The sequence below is a fragment of the Burkholderia sp. BCC1208 genome, from assembly GCF_902833095.1.
Lineage (GTDB): Bacteria > Pseudomonadota > Gammaproteobacteria > Burkholderiales > Burkholderiaceae > Burkholderia.
The window spans coordinates 76219-95980 of sequence record NZ_CADFDY010000013.1 but is presented as its reverse complement, the minus strand read 5'-3'; the positions used below and the strand labels follow the sequence as shown (position 1 = coordinate 95980).

Sequence of the window (19762 nt, the reverse complement as noted above, 5' to 3'; positions counted from 1 at the left end):
CAGGTTCAGAAAGCGATGCCGAGCGTCAAATACGGGCGCACGCTGTGATTGCGCAAGCCGTACGCGACGTCGACGTTGATCGGGCCGACCGGGCTGCGCCAGCGCGCACCGACACCCACGCCCGGGTAAAACACGCGCTCGCCCCATGCATCGGTCGCGGTACCGATGTCGAAGAACGTCGCGGCGCCCCAGTCGCGGTTGAACCAGTGCTGGTATTCGGCGGTGCCCGTCACCAGGTACTTGGTCGGCAGGACGGAGCCGTCGACGCTGTTGCCGATGCTCTGGTAGCCGTAGCCGCGCACCGAATTCGAGCCGCCCGCGCGGAACAGCAGCGACGCCGGCACGCCGGTCGAGCTGCCGCTCGTAAACACGCCGCCGAGCTCCGCGCGGAACACGAACAGGTCGCGCTTGCCGATCGGCAGGTACTGCTGCCCGCGCGCGTAGCCGCGGACGAAGGTTTCGTCGGCCAGCGCGCCCTTGACCGCGAAGCCGGCCTCCGCATGAATCAGGTTGCCCGAGCGCGGAAACAGCGGATCGTCGACGTTGCGGCGGGTCCACGCCCACTGCGGCACGAGCGCGCGGCTCGTGGTCGGCCCCGCGCCGTTCTGGTCGAGTCGGTCCTGGTAGTACATCAGCGAATACGAATAGTCGATGAACTGGCCGGTGCGCGCGCGCTGCACGCCGACCCGCGCGCTGTAGATGCGCGTGTCGGACACGTTGGTGTTCGTATACGACGCGAGCACGCTGTTGGTCCAGCCCTTCTCGCCGGGCGGCATCGACAGCTGGACCTGCCCGTACTGCTGGATCTGGTCGAGCCGGCCCGACACGGTCAGCGGCCATGCGGCGCCGAAGGTGTCGAGATACGTATAGGAACCCTGCACGTGCGGACCGGTATCGGTGGCGAAGCCGACGCCGCCGCGAATGTTGTTGTACGGGAACTCGCTGACCTTCACGTGCACGGGCGTGCGCTCGGGCTTCGACGTATCGTCGCCGACGTCGATCGCGACGCTCGCGTAGTACGGCGTGTTCTGCAACTGCCGCTGCAATTCGTTGATCCGCCGCACGTCGTAGATCTCGCCTTCCGACAGCGGATTGACGTTCGTGACGATCTTTTCCGGATAACGGCGCACGCCGTCGACGTCGACCTTGCCGATCGTAAACGTCGGGCCGCTGTCGAACGTGACCGCGAGCGTCGCACGCTGCGTGCGCGGATCGATGCGCGCCTCGGACGACACGATCTTCGCGCCGAGATAGCGGCGCGACTGCAGTTGCCGCAGCGCCGCACCCTTCGCGTCGTCCCAGTCGGACTGCGTGAACGGGTCGCCCGGCTTCATCGAGAACGCGAAACGGGTGGCGGTCTCCTGCTTCGGCTCCTCGGTTTCGACGGGCCCCTTGAACGTCAGGTCGACCGTCGACACGATGGTCTGCTTCCCCGGATCGACCGCGATGCGCACGTCGCGCTTGCCGTCGCGGGTGCGCACGTCGGTACGCACGACCGGCGAGAAATAGCCGGCCGTCGCGGCCAGGTCGCGGACCTGCTGCGGCGTGGCGGTCACGAGGAAGTCGAATTGATCGTCGCTGATGTCGTCGCGCTTGGCGAAGCGGGCGATATCGAGATGGGTCTTGAGGAGCTTGCGGATCGAGCGCGGCGCGTCGATGTCGACGTCGTACTTCGCGTGGGCCGGCAGCGCGAAGCACGCGGCCAGGCAACCCGCGAGGGCCGCCCGCGCGACGCGGGCCGCGGCGCCGGCGCGATCGCGGGCCGCGCGCGAGCCCGCGTCATGCGCCATGTGTGCTTGCTGGTTCGACTGCCCCGCCAAATATGACCTCGCCGTCCTGGATCGTTACGGTTTCGTGGAAAACCCTGTATTTGACCACAGGGCGCGGGCGTCGCAGCCAAACGATTGTGAAAGAATGCCAGCGCCCGACAGGGCCGCCGCCCCATGCCCGCCGGCACCGCCAGCGGATTCGACGCGCGATTGGCGCCGGCTGTTCCCCGCGATGCGGTAAAATCCCGCCATCGCGAATCCGGCGCATCGTGCGCCGCCCGAAACGGAAGATCCAGCCATGCCGTACCAGTCCGACGTCACGCAGTTCCTGAACCAGCTCAAGCAGCAGAAGCCGACGCTCGAGGAAGAGCAGCGCAAGGGCCGTTCCCTGCTGTGGGACAAGCAGCCGATCGATCTCGAAGAGCGCGCCGAGCAGCAGGAATCGCGCGTGAAGCAAACGTCGTACGTCTACTACCAGAACTTCTGACGACGTGAGCGCCGCCGACGAGGCCAGCGCCGCCCGGCAGGACGACGCGATCGCCGCGCCCGCGGGCGCCGATTCGACGCCCGACACGGTCGACGGTGTCGCGGCGTTCGCTCGCCTGTACGGCGAGCCGCTCTTCAAGCTGCCGCAGGATCTCTACATCCCGCCCGATGCGCTCGAAATCTTTCTCGAGACCTTCGAAGGCCCGCTCGACCTGCTGCTCTACCTGATCCGCAAGCAGAACTTCAACGTGCTCGACATCCCGATGGCGCAGGTCACCGCGCAATATCTGGGCTACGTCGACCAGATCCGCACGTCGAATCTCGAGCTGGCGGCCGAGTACCTGCTGATGGCCGCGATGCTGATCGAAATCAAGTCGCGGATGCTGCTGCCGGTCAAGAAGGCCGACACGGGCGAGGAGGCCGAGGATCCGCGTGCCGAACTCGTGCGCCGGCTGCTCGAGTACGAGCAGATGAAGCTCGCCGCGCAGCGGCTCGACCAGTTGCCGCAGCTCGGCCGCGATTTCCTGCGCGCCGAGGTGTATATCGAGCAAAGCGTCACGCCGCGCTTTCCCGACGTGAATTCGGACGATCTGCGCGCCGCGTGGGCCGACGTGCTCAAGCGCGCGAAGCTCGTCCAGCACCACAAGATCTCCCGCGAGGAGCTGTCGGTGCGCGAACACATGAGCCTGATCCTGCGCCGGCTGCAGAACGCGCGCTTCATGGAGTTCGCCGACCTGTTCGACACGTCGCGCGGCGTGCCGGTCGTCGTCGTGAACTTCATCGCGATGCTCGAACTCGCGCGCGAATCGCTGCTCGAGATCACGCAGGCCGAGCCGTTCGCACCGATCTACGTGCGCCTCGCGTACCTGCCCGCGTAAGAGCCGCCCCCGCCGCTTCCCGCTCCCCGGTTCGTTCGGACACTCACCGCTTCGCCGCGGCCGATGGCCGTCCGGCGGGTGTCCGGCACGCGTCAATAAAAAGTGAACGATCGTTCTTTTATCGATGCGTGCCGCGGCCAAATCCTCTACAATCCGCCGACGCCCGATGCGCCGCCCGCGCGCCGGCGTTCTCCGCTTCGACCCCGACGCCGCTGTTGCGGCGTCAACGCGCGCCTGCGCGAGGAACCCGCTACCCGATCATGAAAGTCATCAGCTCGATCCAGGAACTGCGCGACCAGCTGCGCGGACAGAACCGCACGGCGTTCGTGCCGACGATGGGCAACCTGCACGAAGGGCACCTGTCGCTGATGCGCCTCGCGCGCCAGCACGGCGACCCGGTCGTGGCGAGCATCTTCGTCAACCGGCTGCAATTCGGCCCGAACGAGGATTTCGACAAGTATCCGCGCACGCTCCAGGACGATATCGAGAAGCTGCAGCAGGAAAACGTGTACGTGCTGTTCGCGCCGACCGAGCGCGACATGTACCCCGAACCGCAGGAATACCGCGTGCTGCCGCCGGACGATCTCGGCGGGATTCTCGAAGGCGAATTCCGGCCCGGCTTCTTCACCGGCGTGTGCACGGTCGTGTCGAAGCTGATGGCCTGCGTGCAGCCGCGCGTCGCCGTGTTCGGCAAGAAGGACTACCAGCAGCTGATGATCGTGCGCCGGATGTGCCAGCAGCTCGCGCTGCCGGTCGACATCATCGCGGCCGAAACCGTGCGCGACGAGGACGGCCTCGCGCTGTCGTCGCGCAACCGCTACCTGTCGGTCGACGAGCGCAAGGAAGCGCCGGAGCTCGCGAAGACGCTGCAGCGCGTGCGCGACGGCGTGCTCGCCGGCGAGCACGATCTCGGCAAGCTCGAACAGCAGGCCCGCACGCACCTGGCTGATCGCGGCTGGGCGCCCGACTACCTGTCGATCCGCCGCCGCGCGAACCTGATCGCACCGAGCGCCGCCGAGCTCGAAGCCGGCGAGCCGCTCGTCGTGCTCGCCGCCGCGAAGCTCGGCGCGACGCGCCTCATCGACAACCTCGAAATCTGACGGGCGGCCCGCCCGCGCCTCTCACGACGCATCACGGAGACACCATGCAGCGCCACATGCTCAAATCGAAGATCCACCGTGCGGCGGTCACGCACTGCGAACTGCACTACGAAGGTTCGTGCGCGATCGACGAAGACCTGCTCGAAGCGGCGGGCCTGATCGAAAACGAACGGATCGACATCTGGAACATCAACAACGGCGAACGCTTCTCGACGTACGCGATCAAGGGCGAGCGCGGCAGCGGGATGATCTCGCTGAACGGCTCGGCCGCGCGCCGCGCACAGCTCGGCGACCTCGTGATCATCGCGGCGTTCGCGATGGTCGACGAAGCCGAACTGCAGGCCGGCTGGAAGCCGAAGCTCGTGTTCATCGACGACGGCAACAAGATCAAGGGCCACCGGGACCACGTCCCGACGCAGAACTGGACGTAAGCTGAGCGGCACGGCCGCGTGCCGTGGCGCACGGGCCGCCGCGCGGCACTCCCGCTCGCGACCGAAGGCACGGACGCCGTTCGCCACGGAATCCGTGCCTTTCTCTTTGCGTGTCACGCCGGGCCCGGGCGGCCGGGCGCTCAGGACGTCTTGGCGGCCTTGTCGGCCTTCGGCACGCGGCGCTCGGCCCATTCGACGATCGGCCGCCACTGTTCGAGATCCTTCTCGACCCGGCTTTTCGCGACATCCCACAGCGTCAGGCCGTGCGCGGCGATCTGCACGTAGTTCTGCGTGTCGCGCACGTAGCCGAGCACCGGCAGGCCGAGCCCTTCGACGAACCGGTGCAGCTGATCGGACGAGCGCGTGCGCGCATCGACCCGCATCCCGACGATCCCGACCTCGACGCTGCCCTTGCGCACGGCCTTCTCGCCGGCGAGGCGCTCCAGAAACTGCTGGGTCGCGAGAATATCGAACATCGACGGCTGCAGCGGCACGATCACCTTGTCGGCCAGTTGCAGCGCGACGTTGAGCCGCGTGCCGTGCAGGCCCGCCGGCGTATCGATCACCGCATATTCGAGGCCGCGCGGCGGCTTCGACGGCGCGTCCGGATCGAGATCCCACGCCTCGATCGCCGGCAGGCCCGCCGGCCGCAGGTCCAGCCACGCATGCGCGGACTGCTGCCGATCCAGGTCGGCCAGCGCGACCCACGCGCCCTGCGCCGCGAAATAGCCGGCTAGATTGGTGGACAGCGTGCTCTTGCCCACGCCGCCCTTCGGATTCGCCACCACGATGACCGTCATGAATTCCCCCGAAAATGCCGCGCGGCGCCGGCCGCATGGCAGGCGCCGCTCGATTGCGGATACAGGGAGCGATGATATCGGCAAAGGGGTGTCACCGGAACCGGTCGCGGCGAACCGCGGGCCGCTTTCGTGCGCTTCCTTCCCCTTTCCTTCACATTACGCGCGCTGGGCCGTGCCCTCCCGCGCGCCGATCGCGAGCGCGCCGCCGCCCAGCAGGGCCTGTACGGCCAGCGTGACGGCCCAGAACGCCGGATATTCCCAGCCGCCGTGCGGCGACGAGAAGCTCCAGCCGTTCGGCAGATGCGCGGCGAGCGCGCCGAGCATGAACGGCAGCAGCACCAGCGCGGCGATACGCACGCGGAACCCCGCGAGCAGCGCCAGGCCGCCCGCCAGCTCGACGAACGTGGTCAGATACGCGAGCCACGACGGCAGGCCGATCGACGCGAAGAACTGCGCGGTGCCGGGCAGCGTGAAGACGAATATTTTCTGCGCGACGTGCGCGAGGTACAGCACGCCGAGGGCGACGCGCAGCAGCGTCGCGGCGAAATCATTCAGGCGGTTGGGGTTCATGACGGATTCCTTCGGGAGTGGACGGGGAATGGACGCACTCTATTCGAATCGATTCGACCGATAAACACGCCACGTCGATTAAATTGATTCCATTCAGGAACGAATAGAAGCAAAAAAAGGGCATGACCAATCATGCCCCGCATCCAGTTCAGTAACCGCTCTTGCCTTGCGTTGCGTCACCGCCGGACTGCGCGCCGCCCGGCGCAGACGAATCGCAGGCATACGCCGCCGCCGCGCCCAGCAGCGCCGCAAGCAGCATGCTCCACCACCATCGAGCCCTCATCGTCGCTCTCCTTCGGGCGGACCCCCGCCCTCCTCCGTTGTACGCGATCGGGCGAAAAAAGCGAGGGCGGACCGGCTCGCCGTCAACGAAACTCGGCGTACAGCGCGTCGAGGTCGAGATGCTCGGCGAACGTGTCGGCCAGCCGCTCGAGCGACGCCTCGCGCAGCGCCGGGTAGTCGATGCGGGCCGCCCCGTCGAGCCCCGCCCACGCGAGCAGCGCCGCGCATGCGTCGGGCGCGTCGAACAGCCCGTGCACATAGGTCGCGAGAATCTGGCCGTCGGCCGACATCGCGCCGTCGGGACGCACGCCATCCCGCGCGGCATCGGCATCCAGCGTCAGCGCGGGCGTCGCGAGCGCCGGCCCGCGCGTGTCGCCCATGTGGATCTCGTAGCCGCGTACGGCCGCGTCACCCGGCAGCGCGAGTTGCCCGGTCACGTTCTTCAGCGTCTTGTCGGGTTGCAGCGTCGTGTCGAAATCGAGCAGCCCGAACCCCGGCACGCTGCCGGGCGCGCCTTCGAGGCCGAGCGGATCGTCGAGCGTGCGGCCGAGCATCTGCATGCCGCCGCAGATGCCGATCACCTTGCCGCCGTAGCGCAGATGGCGCCGGATCAGCGCTTCCCAGCCCGCGTCGCGCAGCCACGCGAGGTCGCGCTGCACGCTCTTCGAACCGGGCAGGATCAGCAGGTCGGCGTCGGGCACGGGGCCGCTCTTCCAGTACGTGAATTCGACCTGAGGATGCGCGCGCAGCGGGTCGAAATCGGTGTGGTTGCTGATGCGCGGCAGCGCGGGCACGACGACGCGCAACACGCCGGCCTCGCCCCGCGCGGCGGCGCTGCGCGCCTGTGCGGGCAACATGTCCTCCGCGTCGAGCAGCAGCCCGTGCAGGTACGGCAGCACGCCGAACACCGGCTTGCCCGTCCGGGCACGCAGCCAGTCGAGCCCCGGTTCGAGCAGCTCGAGATCGCCGCGGAAGCGGTTGATCACGAAGCCGCGCACGCGCGCGCGCTCGCTGTCCGACAGGCATGCGAGCGTGCCGACCAGGTGCGCGAACACGCCGCCGCGATCGATGTCGGCGACGAGCACGACCGGGCAGTCGACGCGCTCCGCAAACCCCATGTTCGCGATGTCGCCGTCGCGCAGGTTGATCTCGGCCGGGCTGCCGGCGCCTTCGACGATCACCGTGTCGTACCCGGCGCGCAGGCGCGCATACGACTCGAGTACCGCCTCGAACGCGACCGGCTTGTAGTCGTGATACGCCCGCGCGTCGAGATTCATGCGCGCCTTGCCATGAATGATCACCTGCGCGCCGCGGTCGCTCGTCGGCTTCAGCAGCACCGGATTGAAATCCGTATGCGGCGCGACGCCGGCGGCCAGCGCCTGCAACGCCTGTGCGCGGCCGATCTCGCCGCCGTCGACCGTCACCGCGCTGTTGAGCGCCATGTTCTGCGGCTTGAATGGCGCCACGCGCGCGCCGCCGCGGCGCGCGAGGCGGCATAGGCCCGCGACGAGCGTGCTCTTGCCCGCGTCGGACGTCGTGCCCTGGATCATCAGCGTGCCGCGCGGCCGCGGCTCGGGTGCATTCATCGTGTCAAAGGTCGTCGCGAAGCAAAGGCGGCATTATCGCCCGCGGCGGGTCGCCCGCACCGTTACAATCACGCGATGATTCCGCACGACCTCACCTTCGTCCTCGGCGGCGCGCGCTCGGGCAAGAGCGCGCATGCCGAGCGGCTCGCCGCCGACAGCGGCCGCCCCGTCACCTACATCGCGACCGCGACCGCCGCCGATGCCGAATTCGCTCAGCGCATCGCGCATCATCGCGCGCGCCGGCCGGCCGACTGGGGGTTCGCCGACGCGCCCGTCGATCTCGCGGGCACGCTCACGCGGCTCGACGATCCGCACGCCTGCCTGCTCGTCGACTGCCTGACGCTGTGGCTCACGAACCTGCTGTGCCCCGCCGACGGCGAACCGCTCGACGACGCGCGGTACGCGGCGCACGTCGAACGGCTCGAGCACGCGTTGCGCGGCGCGCGCGCGAAGGTGATCGTCGTCAGCAACGAGATCGGGCTCGGCGTCGTGCCGCTCGGGTCGGTCACGCGCCGCTACGTCGACGAGCTCGGGCGCCTGAACCAGCGCATCGCCGCGCTTGCGACGCGCGTCACGCTGCTGGTTGCCGGGCTGCCGCTCGACCTCAAGGCGGGCACGCAGCCATGCTGATGCTGTCGTTGCCCGTCGTCGCGATGCTCGCGGTCGCGGCCGCGCTCGTCGACCGCGCAATCGGCGAGCCGGCCGGCTGGCATCCGCTCGTCGCGTTCGGCCGCGTCGCCGCGCGCATCGAAGCCGCGCTGAACACGGGCCGGCGCGGCCGCGTGGTCGGCGTCGCCGCGTGGCTCGCGGCGGTCGTGCCGCCGGTGGCCGTCGCGGCCTGGCTCGTCTGCGTGCTGCCGTGGCCGTTCGCGGCTGCGCTGCACGTCGCGCTGCTGTGGTTCGCGCTCGGCGCGAAGAGCCTCGCCGACCACGTCGCGCCGATCGCCGCCGCGCTGCTGCGGCGCGACCTCGACGCGGCGCGCGCGCTGACCGCGCGCATCGTGTCGCGCGACACCAGCAGCGCGGACGAAGGTGCGCTGTCGCGCGCCGCCGTCGAATCGGCGCTCGAGAACGGCAACGATGCAATCTTCGGCGCGCTCTTCTGGTTCGTCGTCGCGGGCGGTCCCGGCGCGTTGCTGTTCCGGCTCGCGAACACGCTCGACGCGATGTGGGGCTATCGCACGCCACGCTTCCTGACCTTCGGCTGGGCTGCCGCACGCATCGACGACGCGCTGAACTGGATTCCCGCGCGCCTCACCGCCGCGAGCTACGCGCTGCTCGGCGACACGGCCGCCGCGTGGCGCTGCTGGCGCACGCAGGCGCGCCACTGGGACAGCCCGAACGCGGGCCCCGTCATGGCCGCGGGCGCCGGCAGCCTGAACGTGCAGCTCGGCGGCCCGGCCGTCTATCACGGCGAGATCGAGGATCGCCCGGCGCTCGGCACCGGCGCCACGGCCACGGCCGTCCACGTCGTCGCCGCGCTGTCGCTCGTCACGCGCACGCTCGCCTTGTGGCTCGCGCTGCTGGTCGCGAGCGGCGCACTCGTCATGGCCACCCATCATGTCTGACTCATCCATCGCGCACGGCGGCAACCTGCATGAAGCCGCCCGCCGCCACGGCATTCCGTACGACGCGTGGCTCGATCTGTCGACCGGCATCAATCCGGCGGGCTTTCCGGTGCCGCCCGTCCCGGCCGACGCATGGCGCCGGCTGCCCGACGACGGCGACGGCCTCGCGGCCCGCGCCGCGCAGTACTACCACGCGCCCGATGCCGCGCACGTGCTGCCGGTCGCCGGCAGCCAGGCCGCGATCCGCGCGTTGCCCGGCTTGCTGCCGGCCGGCGACGCCGGCGTCGCGGCGCTCGCGTACGGCGAATACGCGCCCGCGTTCGCGCGCCACGGCCATCGCGTCGTCGCGCTTGACATCCGCGCCGACACGCTGCCCGCGACGCTGCGCCACGTCATCGTCGGGAATCCGAACAATCCGACCGCCGAATTCGTGCCGACCGGGCGCCTGCTCGGCTGGCATGCGCAACTGGCGGCACGCGGCGGCACGCTGATCGTCGACGAAGCGTTCGCCGATACGGGCGCCACGCCATCGCTCGCGCCGCGGGTCGATCATCCGGGGCTCGTCGTGCTGCGCTCGGTCGGCAAGTTCTTCGGGCTCGCCGGGATCCGCGCGGGCTTCGTGCTCGCGTGCCCCGACCAAATCGTCGCGTTGCGCGACAGGCTCGGCGCGTGGACGGTGAGCGGCCCCGCACGCCACGTCGTCGCCGCGGCGTTCGCCGATCGCGCGTGGCAAGCGGCCGCCCGCGAGCGGCTCGCGGCCGACGGCGAACGACTGGCCGCGCTGCTGCGCACGCACGGCTTCGCGGTTCGCGCGACGCCGCTCTTCAGCTGGACCGACGACCCGCGCGCCGCGGCGCTGCATGCGGCGCTCGCGACGCGCGGCATCTGGACGCGGCACTTCCCGATGCCGTCGAGCGTGCGCGTCGGCCTGCCGGGCAGCGAAGCCGAATGGCGGCGCCTCGGCGACGCGCTCGCGCATTGCGTGCCGCTGCTGCCGCGGGCCGCCGCATGAGTCCGCCCATGTTCCGCCGGCTCGCGCCGGCCGCGCTGCTGGCGGCGCTCGCTCGCGCGCCGCTCGTCCACGCCGACGTCACGACGCGCGACGACGCCGGCAATACGGTCACGCTGCCCGCGCCCGCGCAGCGGGTGATCAGCCTCGCGCCGCACGCGACCGAACTCGTCTACGCGGCCGGCGGTGGCGCGAAGCTCGTCGGCACCGTCACGTACAGCGACTACCCGGCCGCCGCGCAAGCGGTGCCGCGCGTCGGCGACAACAAGGCGCTCGATCTCGAACGAATCGCCGCGCTGAAGCCCGACCTGATCGTCGTCTGGCGGCACGGCAACGCCGAGCGGCAGACCGATGCGCTGCGCGCGCTGCACATCCCGCTGTTCTTCAGCGAGCCGAAGCATCTCGACGACGTGTCGTCGTCGCTGCGCCGGCTCGGCATGCTGCTCGGCACGCAACCGATCGCCGATGCCGCCGCGGCTGCCTTCACACGGGACCTCGCGACACTACGCGCACGCTACGCGGCACGCCCGCCCGTCACGCTGTTCTTCCAGGTGTGGGACCGCCCGCTGACGACGCTCAACGGCACGCACCTGATCGACGAAGTATTCGAACTCTGCGGCGGCCGCAACGTGTTCGCGTCGCTCAAGCCGCTCGCGCCGACCGTGACCGACGAGGCCGTGCTCGCGGCGAATCCGGAAGCGATCGTGACGACGAGTGCCGGCGCGACCCGTTCGAACGAACCGCTGCCGAGCCTCGCGCGCTGGCGCGCGTGGCCCGCGCTGACGGCCGTGGCGCGCCACAACCTGTTCGCGATCGACGGCGATCTGCTGACGCGGCCGTCGCCGCGGATCGTGCAGGGCGCGGCCGCGCTGTGCGAGGATCTGGATGCCGCGCGTGCGCGGCGGCCGGCGCGCTGATTTCCGGCGGCCGGCGCGTTCGTCGCGCACCGACGCCGGATGCGTCCGGCGCTCGAGACGGACCGATCGTGCGCAGCGTCGTCGTTCACCTGCGGACGCACGTACGCCTATGCATCCCAGTGCACGACTTCCCATGTTTGCGCGCCGTCGTGCGTGCGCAGCCAGACGGCCCCGCCCGTCGGCACGGGCCGCGACAGCAGCGTGTCGAGCGGCATGCGCAACACATGCGACGCGAATGCGCGGATCACGCCCGCATGCGTGACGACCCATTGCGAGCCGTCGAGCTCCGCAAGCGTATCGGCCTGCCGCGCCACGCGTTCGACGAATCGCGCCACGCTTTCTCCGCCGTGCGCGCATGCATGCATCAGGTCGGCCGCCCACGCATCGAGTGCCGCGCGGTCGATATCGTCCCAGCGCTGCATTTCCCACGCGCCGAAATCCATTTCCTGCCAGTCGGCATCGCGCCGCAGCGGCACGTCGAATGCCCGCGCGAGCCGTTCGGCAATCGACGCGCAACGCGTGAGCGGGCTCGTCCAGACCCGTTCGGGCATCGGTGCGCCCAGTGTCGACACATGCGCACGCACGGCCTGCGCGCCGCCCTCGGCCGAATCGGCGAGCGGCACGTTGCTGCGCCCATAGCAGATGCCGGGCTCGATGCCGACGGCCGGATGGCGGATCAGGACGATGTCCATCCGAGCACCACGAGATAGATCGCCAGTTCGCCCAGTTGCTGCGCGAAACCGAGACAGTCGCCGGTATAACCGCCGATCCGCTTCACGAAATAGCGGGCCAGCCCCGCGCGCACCAGGACGAGCGCCACGCATGCGGCAACGCCCATGCGCCAGTCGGGCCAGAACAGCCACGGCAGTCCGAACACCGCCGCGACGCACGCGGCACGTGCGCTCATCCGTTGCGCGACCGGCTTCGCCTTGCCTTCGGGCCGCACGTAGTCGAGCGACATCAGCAGGCTCACGGCCATCGTGCGGCTCGCCGCGTGCGCGGCGATCATCGTCCATGCGGCGCGCAACGGCAGCATCGACGTCAGCGCCTGCCATTTCAGCCCGAGCGCGATCACGAGCGCGACCGCGCCGAACGTGCCGATCCGCGAATCGTGCATGATGCGCAGCACGTCGTCGCGCGTGTAACCGCCGCCGAACGCATCGCAACTGTCGGCAAGGCCGTCTTCGTGGAATGCGCCGGTCGCGAGCAACGTCGCGGCCATCGACAGCCCGACCGCGATCGACGCGGGCAGCGCGCGCAGCGCAACGAGATAGACCAGCGCGCCCCATGCGCCCACGCATGCGCCGACGAGCGGGAAATAACGCGCGGCCTGGTCAAGGTCGCCGGCCGCGTAGCCGATCGAGCGCGGCATGGGCACGCGCGTGAAATAGCCGAGCGCGACGAAGAAGTAGCGCAGTTCGGCCCGCATGCCGCGCGTGCGCTCAGGCGTCACGATTGTCGACGCCGGCGGATTCGAAGCTCGCCATCTCGCCGAGGAACGCGGCCGCGGCGCGCACGAGCGGCAGCGCGAGCGCGGCGCCCGTGCCTTCGCCGAGCCGCAGATCGAGCGCGAGCAGCGGCTTCGCACCGAAATGCTCGAGCATGCGCCGGTGGCCGGCCTCGTGCGACGTATGCGAGAACACGCAGTAGTCGCGCACGCCGGGCGCGATGCGCTCGGCGACGAGCAGCGCGGCGGTCGCGATGAAGCCGTCGACCAAGATCGTCATCCGCTCGCTCGCGGCCGCGAGGTACGCGCCCGTCATCATCGCGATCTCGAAGCCGCCGAACGTCGCGAGCACGTCGAGCGGCGCAAGCGCATGCGAGTGCTTGACGAGCGCGCGGCCGAGCACCGCGCGCTTGTGCGCGAGGCCCTGGTCGTCGAGCCCCGTGCCGCGGCCGACGCAGGCATCGATCGGCACGTCGAGCAGGCGGCTCATCAGGCAGGCGGCCGACGACGTGTTCGCGATCCCCATCTCGCCGAAGCCGATCACGTTCGTGCCGAGCGACGCGTGCAGGCGGACGCGCGCCGCGCCGGCCTCGAGCGCCGTCATCGCTTCTTCACGCGTCATCGCGGGTTCCGCCGCGAAGTTGCGCGTGCCGCGCGCGACCGGCAGCGACACCAGCCGGTCCGACAGCGGCAGCGGCGACGCGACGCCCGCATCGACGATCTCGAGCGTGCTCTGCGCGACGCCCGAGAACGCGTTGATCGCCGCACCGCCGGCCAGGAAGTTCGCGACCATCTGCGCCGTCACCGCCTGCGGATAAGGACTGACGCCTTCGGCCGCGATGCCGTGGTCGCCCGCGAACACGATCGTCACGGGACGCTGCACGACCGGCCGCTCGGTGCGCTGGATCAGGCCGAGCTGCAGCGCGAGCGCCTCGAGCTGGCCGAGGCTGCCGGGCGGCTTGGTCTTGTGGTCGATCACATGTTGCAGGCGCGTGCGCAGCGCGTCGTCGAGCGGCGCGATCGCGGGCGGGAAATGGGTCGGAGTCGTCATCGAGGAGCCGTGTCGTGCGCGCGGCATGCGCCGCGCATCGGAAAAATCGGAACAGGAAGGGTCATTGTCGCGCAGGCCATGCCGGCAGCAACGCATCGCGGCCGTTCTCGCGGATCAGCACGAGCGGATAGCCGAACGCGTCGCTCGCGCGCTCGGGCGTCAGCACGTCGTGCACGGGGCCGGCCCACGCATGGCCGCGACCGTCGAGCAACAGCGCATGCGTCGCGAAACGCCGCGCGAGGTTCAGGTCGTGACACGAAAACATCACCGCGCGCGGGCCTGCCGCGAGCCAGGCGGCCAGCGCGGTCAGGCAGTCGATCTGGTGATGCAGGTCCAGATGCGCGAGCGGTTCGTCGAGCAGCATCAGCGGCGCATCCTGGCACAGCGTCGCGGCCAGCGCGACCCGCTGCCGCTCGCCGCCCGACAGCGACATCACGTCGCGCGACGCGAGCGCGGTCAGGTCGAACGTCGCGAGCGCATCGCGCGCCGCTGCGCGATCGCCGTCGCGCTCCCAGCCCCAGCCGCCGAGATACGGAAAGCGGTTCAGCAGCACTGTGTCGAACACGGTCGCGCTGAACGCATCGTGCAATTGCTGCGGCATCAGCGCGCGACGCTGCGCGAGTTGCTCGGGGCGCCACGCGGCAAGCGGCCGACCGTCGATCTCGACGTATCCGCCGACGGGCGGCTGCAATCCCGCGAGCGTGGCGAGCAGCGTCGTCTTGCCCGCGCCGTTCGGTCCGGCGACGCACCAGATCTCGCCGGGGCGGAACCCCTGCGTGAAGCGGTCGAGCAACGTGCGGGCGCCGGCCTTCAGCGTCAGGTCCACGGCCGTACAGGACATGTCGCCGGCAGCGGCGTGCGGTGCGGTGGTGCCCGTCATCACATCGGCCTCCTCAGCAACATCCACAGGAACACCGGCACGCCGATCAACGCGGTCATCACGCCCACCGGCAATTGCGCGGGCGCGATCGCGGTGCGCGCGAGCAGGTCGGCCGCCATCACGCCGCCGCCGCCCGCCAGCATCGCGGCCGGCAGCAGCATCCGCTGGTCGTTGCCGAACGCGAGCCGCAACGCATGCGGCACGACGAGCCCGACGAAGCCGATCGTGCCGGCCGTCGTCACGGCGGCCGCGGCAGCCAGCGACGCGACGAGATAGATCCGCACGCGCAGGCGCGCGACCGGCACGCCGAGCGCGAGCGCGGTCGCGTCGCCGCGCAGCAGCACGTTCAGTTGCGGCGCGGCCGGCAGCGCGACGCATGCGCTCAGCAACAGCGCGCCCCACGCGAACCACGGCGCCGTCGCGCCGTTCAGGTCGCCCGTCAGCCAGAAGATGATGCCGCGCAGCCGCGCGTCGGGCGCGAGCGACAGCAACAGCGTGACGAGCGCGCCCCACCCCGCCGCGATCACGACGCCCGTGAGCAGCAGCCGCGGCGATGCGTCGCGCGATTCGCCGCGCCACAGCTCGCGCCTCGCGAGACCGAGCACGAGCGCGACCGATACGAGCGAACCGGCGAACGCCGACGCGTCGACGAGCCACCATGCGCCGCCCGCGATCATCGCGACGAGCGCGAAGCCGGCCGCGCCGCCGGACACGCCCAGTACGTACGGCTCCGCGAGCGGATTGCGCAGCAGCACCTGCAACAACGCGCCGGCGAGCGCGAGCAGTGCGCCGCACGCGAAACCCGCGAGCGAGCGCGGCAGGCGCAGCGTCCGGACGATATCGGCAAACAGGGTATCGCCGCCGTGCGGCACGAGCGACGCGAGCGCCTGCCACGGCGACATCGGCACGCTGCCGATCGACAGCGACGCGACGAACAGCAGCGCGACCACAGCGGCCAGCGCGGCCCAGATCGCGACGGCGCGCGCGGCGCTCATGCCGCGCACGGCCGCGCGCACGACGCGCGGCACATCCGCTTGCGGGAGTCGGCCGGGCGCGACAGCGGCGCAGGGCGGACGATTGGGGTCGGCATCGAAGAACGTTCCGTGAAACATTGCGCGCCCCGCTTCCCCGCAGGCCGCGCGTCATGGAGCCCGTGCGGGCTCCCCGTCTCGGCCGGTATCCGGGCTGGCGGCGGTCCGGCTCGCCTTCCCGCGCCATGACGCGCAGTGGCCCGCGCCCGCATGCGACCTGCACGCGAAACGCGCCCGAGCCGGCCTGCGTCACGCGACGCGGCCGCTTACCGTTGCGGGGGCAGCGCAGGTTGGCGCGCTCCTGGAGCCCGCACCCTGCTTCCCGTTTAACCGCGCGTCCTGCGCGCGAGCACCGAGGCGGCGCCAGTTTAGGAGCCGGTCGCGCGAGCGTCAAGGAAGCGTCCGGACCCGCGCGGGACGCGCTTATTCGCGGCAAGAAGCAGGGGTGTTACGACTGGAAACGTTACAGATGTCGGATTGCGCGTTATTCCGCGCTAAAATGCTGGGTCTTTAGAGGACGCAGCAAATGCTCAACGAACTCGAAACCCTGTCTCAAAATATTGGCCGTCTGATTTCGCTGAACAAGCGCTATCACTCGGAACGGCTCGCGCTCGAGGAGCAGGTCGCGCAATTGCGCGCGGAAGCGGACACGGTCCGCGCGGAACTCGCGCAACTGCGCGACGAACGCAATGCGCTCGCGGCCGAGCGCGACACGTTGTCGGCGAAAATCGACGACGCCCAGGTGAAACTGAACGCGATTCTCGAAAAGCTGCCGCGCTCGAAGAGCGCGGAGCAAGCCGACAACCAGCTCGACCTGCTGGATGCGCAGGCGCGCGCGGATGGCGATGACGCGGCCAGCCACGGAGAACATGCATGAGCACCAAGCAGATCGAAGTCTCGATTCTCGGTCAGCCCTATCGGCTCGCCTGTTCGGCCGAGACCGAAGCGGCGCTGCTCGAAGCGGTCGCGCGCGTCGACGCCGAAATGTCGAAAATCCGCTCGAACAGTTCGGTGCGCGGCACCGATCGCATCGCGGTGATGGCGGCGCTGTCGCTTGCATCGGAATTGCTGCGGCTGCAAACGAGCGTGCGGCATGGTGAAGCATTTCCGGCGGAGGAAATCCGTCGTACAATGCACCAGATGAACGAACAGCTCGGCGCGGTGCTCGCACAGCACGAGACGCAGTAACGTTTCAAACGGTGCGTCGATTTCCCTTGATCTCGACGGTCAACGGTGGTCAAATTGGCGCATCGAATCACAGTTCAGTCAGCTTCCCTGCCTGGTTCGCCAAGGTCATATATTCCTTGAACCAATGCCATGTGCACGGTTGCGGAAATTTGTAGCACGGGCGCGCGCGTCACACTGTCTGATGTACCCGAAGTGCTGCTAACTGCGACCAACTCTGAACCTCAGGTTCAGGATGCCGGCCTAGCGGCCAAGGTGGGGGCCTATCCAACGGCATCGGGCAAGTCCCGGTGCCGTTTTCTTTTGTGGCAGCCTTTTCTGCGTCGATCACGACCATGCAATACTGGCTGATGAAGTCCGAACCGGACGAAGCAAGCATCGACGATCTCGCCCACGCACCGCAGCGCTCGCTGCCGTGGACCGGCGTACGCAACTATCAGGCGCGCAATTTCATGCGCGACACGATGAAGATCGGCGACGGCGTGCTGTTCTATCACTCGAGCTGCCCCGAGCCGGGCATCGCCGGCCTCGCCGAAGTATCGTCGACGCCCTACCCCGATCCCACGCAGTTCGATCCGAAAAGCCCCTATTACGACCCGAAATCGACGCAGGAAGCGCCGCGCTGGCTGCTCGTCGACGTGCGCTTCGTGAAGAAGTCGCCGCTCGTGCCGCTCGCCGCGCTGCGCGAGCACGACGAGCTCGCCGACATGCGCGTGCTCGCGCGCGGCAACCGGCTGTCGATCACGCCCGTCACGCGTGCGGAATGGCGATTCATCACCGAAAAGTTGATGAAGTAGACGCGCGTCAAAGGTCAAATCCGGTCAGGACGCGCTGCCGTAACGGAACTCGCGGCACTTTCGCGCAGCCTAAGCAACCGCTGTCGGCCGATCGGGCCGGCTGTCGTTTTTTCGTCGCGCGGTACGCCCGCGTCGCGCACGCGTGACCCGCGTGCGCGCCCTCGCACAAGGAGTCCAACAATGACCAAGAAAACCGCACTCGCGCTGTCGCTCGCCCTCGCCGCCGCCGTTCCCGTCGCGCTGACGCTCGCGTCGCCCGCCGCGCACGCCCAGGCGGCGAACCCGCACTTTCCGGAGCCGGCGGGCGTGCTGTCGCTTTCGTCGCAGGCCAGTGCCGACGTGCCGCAGGACATCATCCACATCACGCTGTTCTACGAGCAGCAGGCCAAGGATCCGGGCAGCCTCACCGCGCAGTTGAACCAGCGCGCGGACGCGGCCCTGTCGCAGGCGAAGGGCGTGTCGGGCGTCACCGCGCACACGGGCGCGTTCTCCGTGTATCCGAGCACCGATCGCGACGGGAAGATCTCCGCATGGCGCGGGCGCACCGAGGTCGCGCTCGAATCGCGCGATTTCGCCGCGGCGTCGAAGCTGGCAGGCCAGTTGTCGAACCTGATGCAGGTCGCGAACGTCGAGTTCTCGCTGTCGCCGGAAGCGCAGCGCACGGCCGAGCAGAAGCTCACGACCGACGCGATCAAGTCGTTCCGCGCCCGCGCGGACGAAGCCGCGAAGGCGTTCGGCTACAGCAGCTACACGATCCGCGACGTGAACGTCGGCAGCGGCCGCAACGTGCAGCCGTACACGCGCATGATGGCGATGGCCGCGGCGCCGATGGACAGCGCGAAGATGAGCGCGCCGATCGCGGTCGAAGGCGGCAAGGCCACCGTGTCGGTCACCGTCAACGGCTCGGTGCAGATGAAGTAACGCGCATCGCGCGGCTGTCGGAAACGAAAAACGCCGGCCCGAGGGCCGGCGTTTTTCATGCGCGTCCGGGTAGCCGATGCACGCGTCGATCACGCGTACATCGATACCCCGTCATGCAGTCGCATTCGCGTTCGCCGCGCGGCGGCGATACGCCCAGACCATCAGCGCGATACCCGCGAGAATCATCGGCAGCGACAACCACTGTCCCATCGACAGGCCGAGGGCGAGCAGCCCGAGGAAGTCGTCCGGCTCGCGCGCGAACTCGACCGTGAAACGTGCGAGGCCATAACCGATCAGGAACAGCGCGGATATCGCGCCCATCGGCCGCGGCTTGCGCGCGAACAAGAACAGCACGAAGAACAGCGCGATCCCCTCGAGCGCGATTTCATAGAGCTGCGAAGGATGGCGCGGCAGCATCTGGTATTGCATGAACACGTCGGCGAGATGCCACTTCTCGACGAGCTCCGGATGTTTCGGCAACCATGCCGCATCGTCGCGCATCGCGCCCGGGAACAGCATCGCCCAAGGCGACGTCGGGTCGGTCACGCGGCCCCACAGCTCTCCGTTGATGAAGTTGCCGAGGCGCCCGGCCGCAAGCCCCGTCGGCACCATCGGCGCGACGAAATCGGTGACCTGGAGCCAGTGCCGCTTGCGCTGCCACGCGAACAGCATCATCGCGAGCGTCACGCCGAGGAAGCCGCCGTGAAACGACATGCCGCCTTCCCACACCTTGAACACGTCGAGCGGATGCGAGAAGTAGAAATCGGCCTTGTAGAACAGCACGTAGCCGAGCCGGCCGCCGAGCACGGTGCCGAGCACGCCGTAGAACATCATGTCGTCGATGTCCTTCGCGGTCCAGCCCTGCGCCGCGACATGCGGCAGCTTCAGGCGGATCCGGCCGACGACGATCGCCGCGATGAAGCCGACGAGATACATGAGGCCGTACCAGCGCACGGCCAGCGGCCCGAGATGGATCGCAACGGGGTCGAAATTCGGGTGAATGATCATGGATTAGCGAAGAAGTTTTCGAATACGGTACGGCCGTCGCACGCGC

At 69.3% G+C, this 19762-nt stretch carries 23 protein-coding genes, 1 other RNA gene and 1 riboswitch; of the genes, 13 read left to right on the top strand and 11 right to left on the bottom strand.

The window, feature by feature from the left end:
• Nucleotides 1–5 precede the first annotated feature (5 nt).
• Nucleotides 6–1820: an autotransporter assembly complex family protein gene (locus tag HWX09_RS29380; protein ID WP_027785140.1), complete on the bottom strand. Its 1815-nt coding sequence runs from the start codon at nucleotides 1818–1820 to the stop codon at nucleotides 6–8.
• A 247-nt stretch (nucleotides 1821–2067) separates the two neighbouring features.
• On the opposite strand from HWX09_RS29380, the gene HWX09_RS29375 reads away from it, so the two are divergent.
• From HWX09_RS29375 to panD, 4 genes are all read left to right on the top strand, one after another.
• Nucleotides 2068–2256 (top strand): DUF3460 family protein, encoded by a 189-nt coding sequence (locus HWX09_RS29375; protein ID WP_006478107.1) that lies wholly within the window; start codon nucleotides 2068–2070, stop codon nucleotides 2254–2256.
• 4 nt (nucleotides 2257–2260) lie between these two features.
• On the top strand, nucleotides 2261–3133 hold the full coding sequence (locus HWX09_RS29370) for a ScpA family protein (protein WP_027785141.1): 873 nt from the start codon (nucleotides 2261–2263) through the stop codon (nucleotides 3131–3133).
• A gap of 260 nt (nucleotides 3134–3393) precedes the next feature.
• A complete protein-coding gene (gene panC, locus HWX09_RS29365) occupies nucleotides 3394–4233 on the top strand; it encodes a pantoate--beta-alanine ligase (RefSeq protein WP_027785142.1) in 840 nt (279 codons plus the stop codon).
• Nucleotides 4234–4277: 44 nt separating this feature from the next.
• Nucleotides 4278–4664 (top strand): aspartate 1-decarboxylase, encoded by a 387-nt coding sequence (panD, locus tag HWX09_RS29360; protein WP_011545962.1) that lies wholly within the window; start codon nucleotides 4278–4280, stop codon nucleotides 4662–4664.
• A gap of 140 nt (nucleotides 4665–4804) precedes the next feature.
• On the opposite strand, the gene HWX09_RS29355 is transcribed toward panD, so the two are convergent.
• The 4 genes from HWX09_RS29355 to HWX09_RS29345 all read right to left on the bottom strand — a co-directional run bounded on the left by HWX09_RS29355 (nucleotide 4805) and on the right by HWX09_RS29345 (nucleotide 7902).
• Nucleotides 4805–5464, bottom strand: coding sequence for a ParA family protein (locus tag HWX09_RS29355; RefSeq protein WP_027785143.1), 660 nt, complete (start codon nucleotides 5462–5464; stop codon nucleotides 4805–4807).
• Nucleotides 5465–5620: 156 nt separating this feature from the next.
• Nucleotides 5621–6034 carry a DoxX family protein gene (locus HWX09_RS29350; RefSeq protein WP_027785144.1) on the bottom strand — a complete coding sequence of 138 codons (414 nt, stop codon included), beginning with the start codon at nucleotides 6032–6034 and terminating at the stop codon, nucleotides 5621–5623.
• 148 nt (nucleotides 6035–6182) lie between these two features.
• Nucleotides 6183–6317: a hypothetical protein gene (locus HWX09_RS33920; protein WP_256980616.1), complete on the bottom strand. Its 135-nt coding sequence runs from the start codon at nucleotides 6315–6317 to the stop codon at nucleotides 6183–6185.
• Nucleotides 6318–6399: 82 nt separating this feature from the next.
• Nucleotides 6400–7902, bottom strand: a complete 1503-nt coding sequence (locus HWX09_RS29345; RefSeq protein WP_027785145.1) for a cobyric acid synthase — start codon at nucleotides 7900–7902, stop codon at nucleotides 6400–6402.
• A 75-nt stretch (nucleotides 7903–7977) separates the two neighbouring features.
• On the opposite strand from HWX09_RS29345, the gene cobU reads away from it, so the two are divergent.
• Genes cobU through HWX09_RS29325 form a run of 4 tightly spaced genes read left to right on the top strand, consistent with a single transcriptional unit; the run spans nucleotide 7978 to nucleotide 11396 of the window.
• Nucleotides 7978–8532 carry a bifunctional adenosylcobinamide kinase/adenosylcobinamide-phosphate guanylyltransferase gene (gene cobU, locus HWX09_RS29340; protein WP_027785146.1) on the top strand — a complete coding sequence of 185 codons (555 nt, stop codon included), beginning with the start codon at nucleotides 7978–7980 and terminating at the stop codon, nucleotides 8530–8532.
• Complete coding sequence (cbiB, locus tag HWX09_RS29335) at nucleotides 8526–9470, top strand: adenosylcobinamide-phosphate synthase CbiB (protein WP_027785147.1); 945 nt, start codon at nucleotides 8526–8528, stop codon at nucleotides 9468–9470. The genes cobU and cbiB overlap by 7 nt, the downstream gene beginning before the upstream one ends.
• Complete coding sequence (gene cobD / locus HWX09_RS29330) at nucleotides 9463–10482, top strand: threonine-phosphate decarboxylase CobD (protein ID WP_027785148.1); 1020 nt, start codon at nucleotides 9463–9465, stop codon at nucleotides 10480–10482. Before cbiB ends, cobD begins: the two co-directional genes overlap by 8 nt.
• Complete coding sequence (locus tag HWX09_RS29325; protein ID WP_027785149.1) at nucleotides 10479–11396, top strand: cobalamin-binding protein; 918 nt, start codon at nucleotides 10479–10481, stop codon at nucleotides 11394–11396. Before cobD ends, HWX09_RS29325 begins: the two co-directional genes overlap by 4 nt.
• 107 nt (nucleotides 11397–11503) lie before the next feature.
• Here HWX09_RS29325 and cobC read toward each other — a convergent pair whose 3' ends face one another.
• From cobC to HWX09_RS29300, 5 genes are all read right to left on the bottom strand, one after another.
• Nucleotides 11504–12088, bottom strand: a complete 585-nt coding sequence (gene cobC, locus HWX09_RS29320) for an alpha-ribazole phosphatase (RefSeq protein ID WP_027785150.1) — start codon at nucleotides 12086–12088, stop codon at nucleotides 11504–11506.
• Entirely contained in the window at nucleotides 12073–12825 is a 753-nt protein-coding gene (locus HWX09_RS29315; RefSeq protein WP_034185434.1) for an adenosylcobinamide-GDP ribazoletransferase, read from the bottom strand. The genes cobC and HWX09_RS29315 overlap by 16 nt, the downstream gene beginning before the upstream one ends.
• A gap of 13 nt (nucleotides 12826–12838) precedes the next feature.
• The gene (gene cobT / locus HWX09_RS29310; RefSeq protein WP_027785152.1) at nucleotides 12839–13894 is read right to left on the bottom strand and encodes a nicotinate-nucleotide--dimethylbenzimidazole phosphoribosyltransferase; all 1056 of its coding nucleotides are present in this window, start codon (nucleotides 13892–13894) and stop codon (nucleotides 12839–12841) included.
• Between the two features lie 61 nt (nucleotides 13895–13955).
• Nucleotides 13956–14774 carry an ABC transporter ATP-binding protein gene (locus HWX09_RS29305; RefSeq protein ID WP_027785153.1) on the bottom strand — a complete coding sequence of 273 codons (819 nt, stop codon included), beginning with the start codon at nucleotides 14772–14774 and terminating at the stop codon, nucleotides 13956–13958.
• Nucleotides 14774–15769, bottom strand: coding sequence for an iron ABC transporter permease (locus tag HWX09_RS29300; RefSeq protein ID WP_027785154.1), 996 nt, complete (start codon nucleotides 15767–15769; stop codon nucleotides 14774–14776). The genes HWX09_RS29305 and HWX09_RS29300 overlap by 1 nt, the downstream gene beginning before the upstream one ends.
• Nucleotides 15770–15927: 158 nt before the next feature.
• Nucleotides 15928–16177, bottom strand: a riboswitch (cobalamin riboswitch).
• A 154-nt stretch (nucleotides 16178–16331) separates the two neighbouring features.
• Here HWX09_RS29300 and HWX09_RS29295 point away from each other — a divergent pair.
• From HWX09_RS29295 to HWX09_RS29275, 5 genes are all read left to right on the top strand, one after another.
• Complete coding sequence (locus HWX09_RS29295) at nucleotides 16332–16682, top strand: ATPase (protein ID WP_027785155.1); 351 nt, start codon at nucleotides 16332–16334, stop codon at nucleotides 16680–16682.
• Nucleotides 16679–16993: a cell division protein ZapA gene (locus HWX09_RS29290; RefSeq protein WP_006478091.1), complete on the top strand. Its 315-nt coding sequence runs from the start codon at nucleotides 16679–16681 to the stop codon at nucleotides 16991–16993. Before HWX09_RS29295 ends, HWX09_RS29290 begins: the two co-directional genes overlap by 4 nt.
• An 81-nt stretch (nucleotides 16994–17074) precedes the next feature.
• Nucleotides 17075–17256, top strand: a non-coding RNA gene (ssrS, locus tag HWX09_RS29285) — 6S RNA.
• Between the two features lie 69 nt (nucleotides 17257–17325).
• Nucleotides 17326–17787, top strand: a complete 462-nt coding sequence (locus tag HWX09_RS29280; protein WP_027785156.1) for an EVE domain-containing protein — start codon at nucleotides 17326–17328, stop codon at nucleotides 17785–17787.
• A gap of 180 nt (nucleotides 17788–17967) precedes the next feature.
• On the top strand, nucleotides 17968–18708 hold the full coding sequence (locus HWX09_RS29275) for an SIMPL domain-containing protein (protein ID WP_027785157.1): 741 nt from the start codon (nucleotides 17968–17970) through the stop codon (nucleotides 18706–18708).
• Nucleotides 18709–18819: 111 nt separating this feature from the next.
• Here HWX09_RS29275 and lgt read toward each other — a convergent pair whose 3' ends face one another.
• Entirely contained in the window at nucleotides 18820–19716 is an 897-nt protein-coding gene (gene lgt / locus HWX09_RS29270) for a prolipoprotein diacylglyceryl transferase (protein ID WP_027785158.1), read from the bottom strand.
• Nucleotides 19717–19762: the final 46 nt, after the last annotated feature.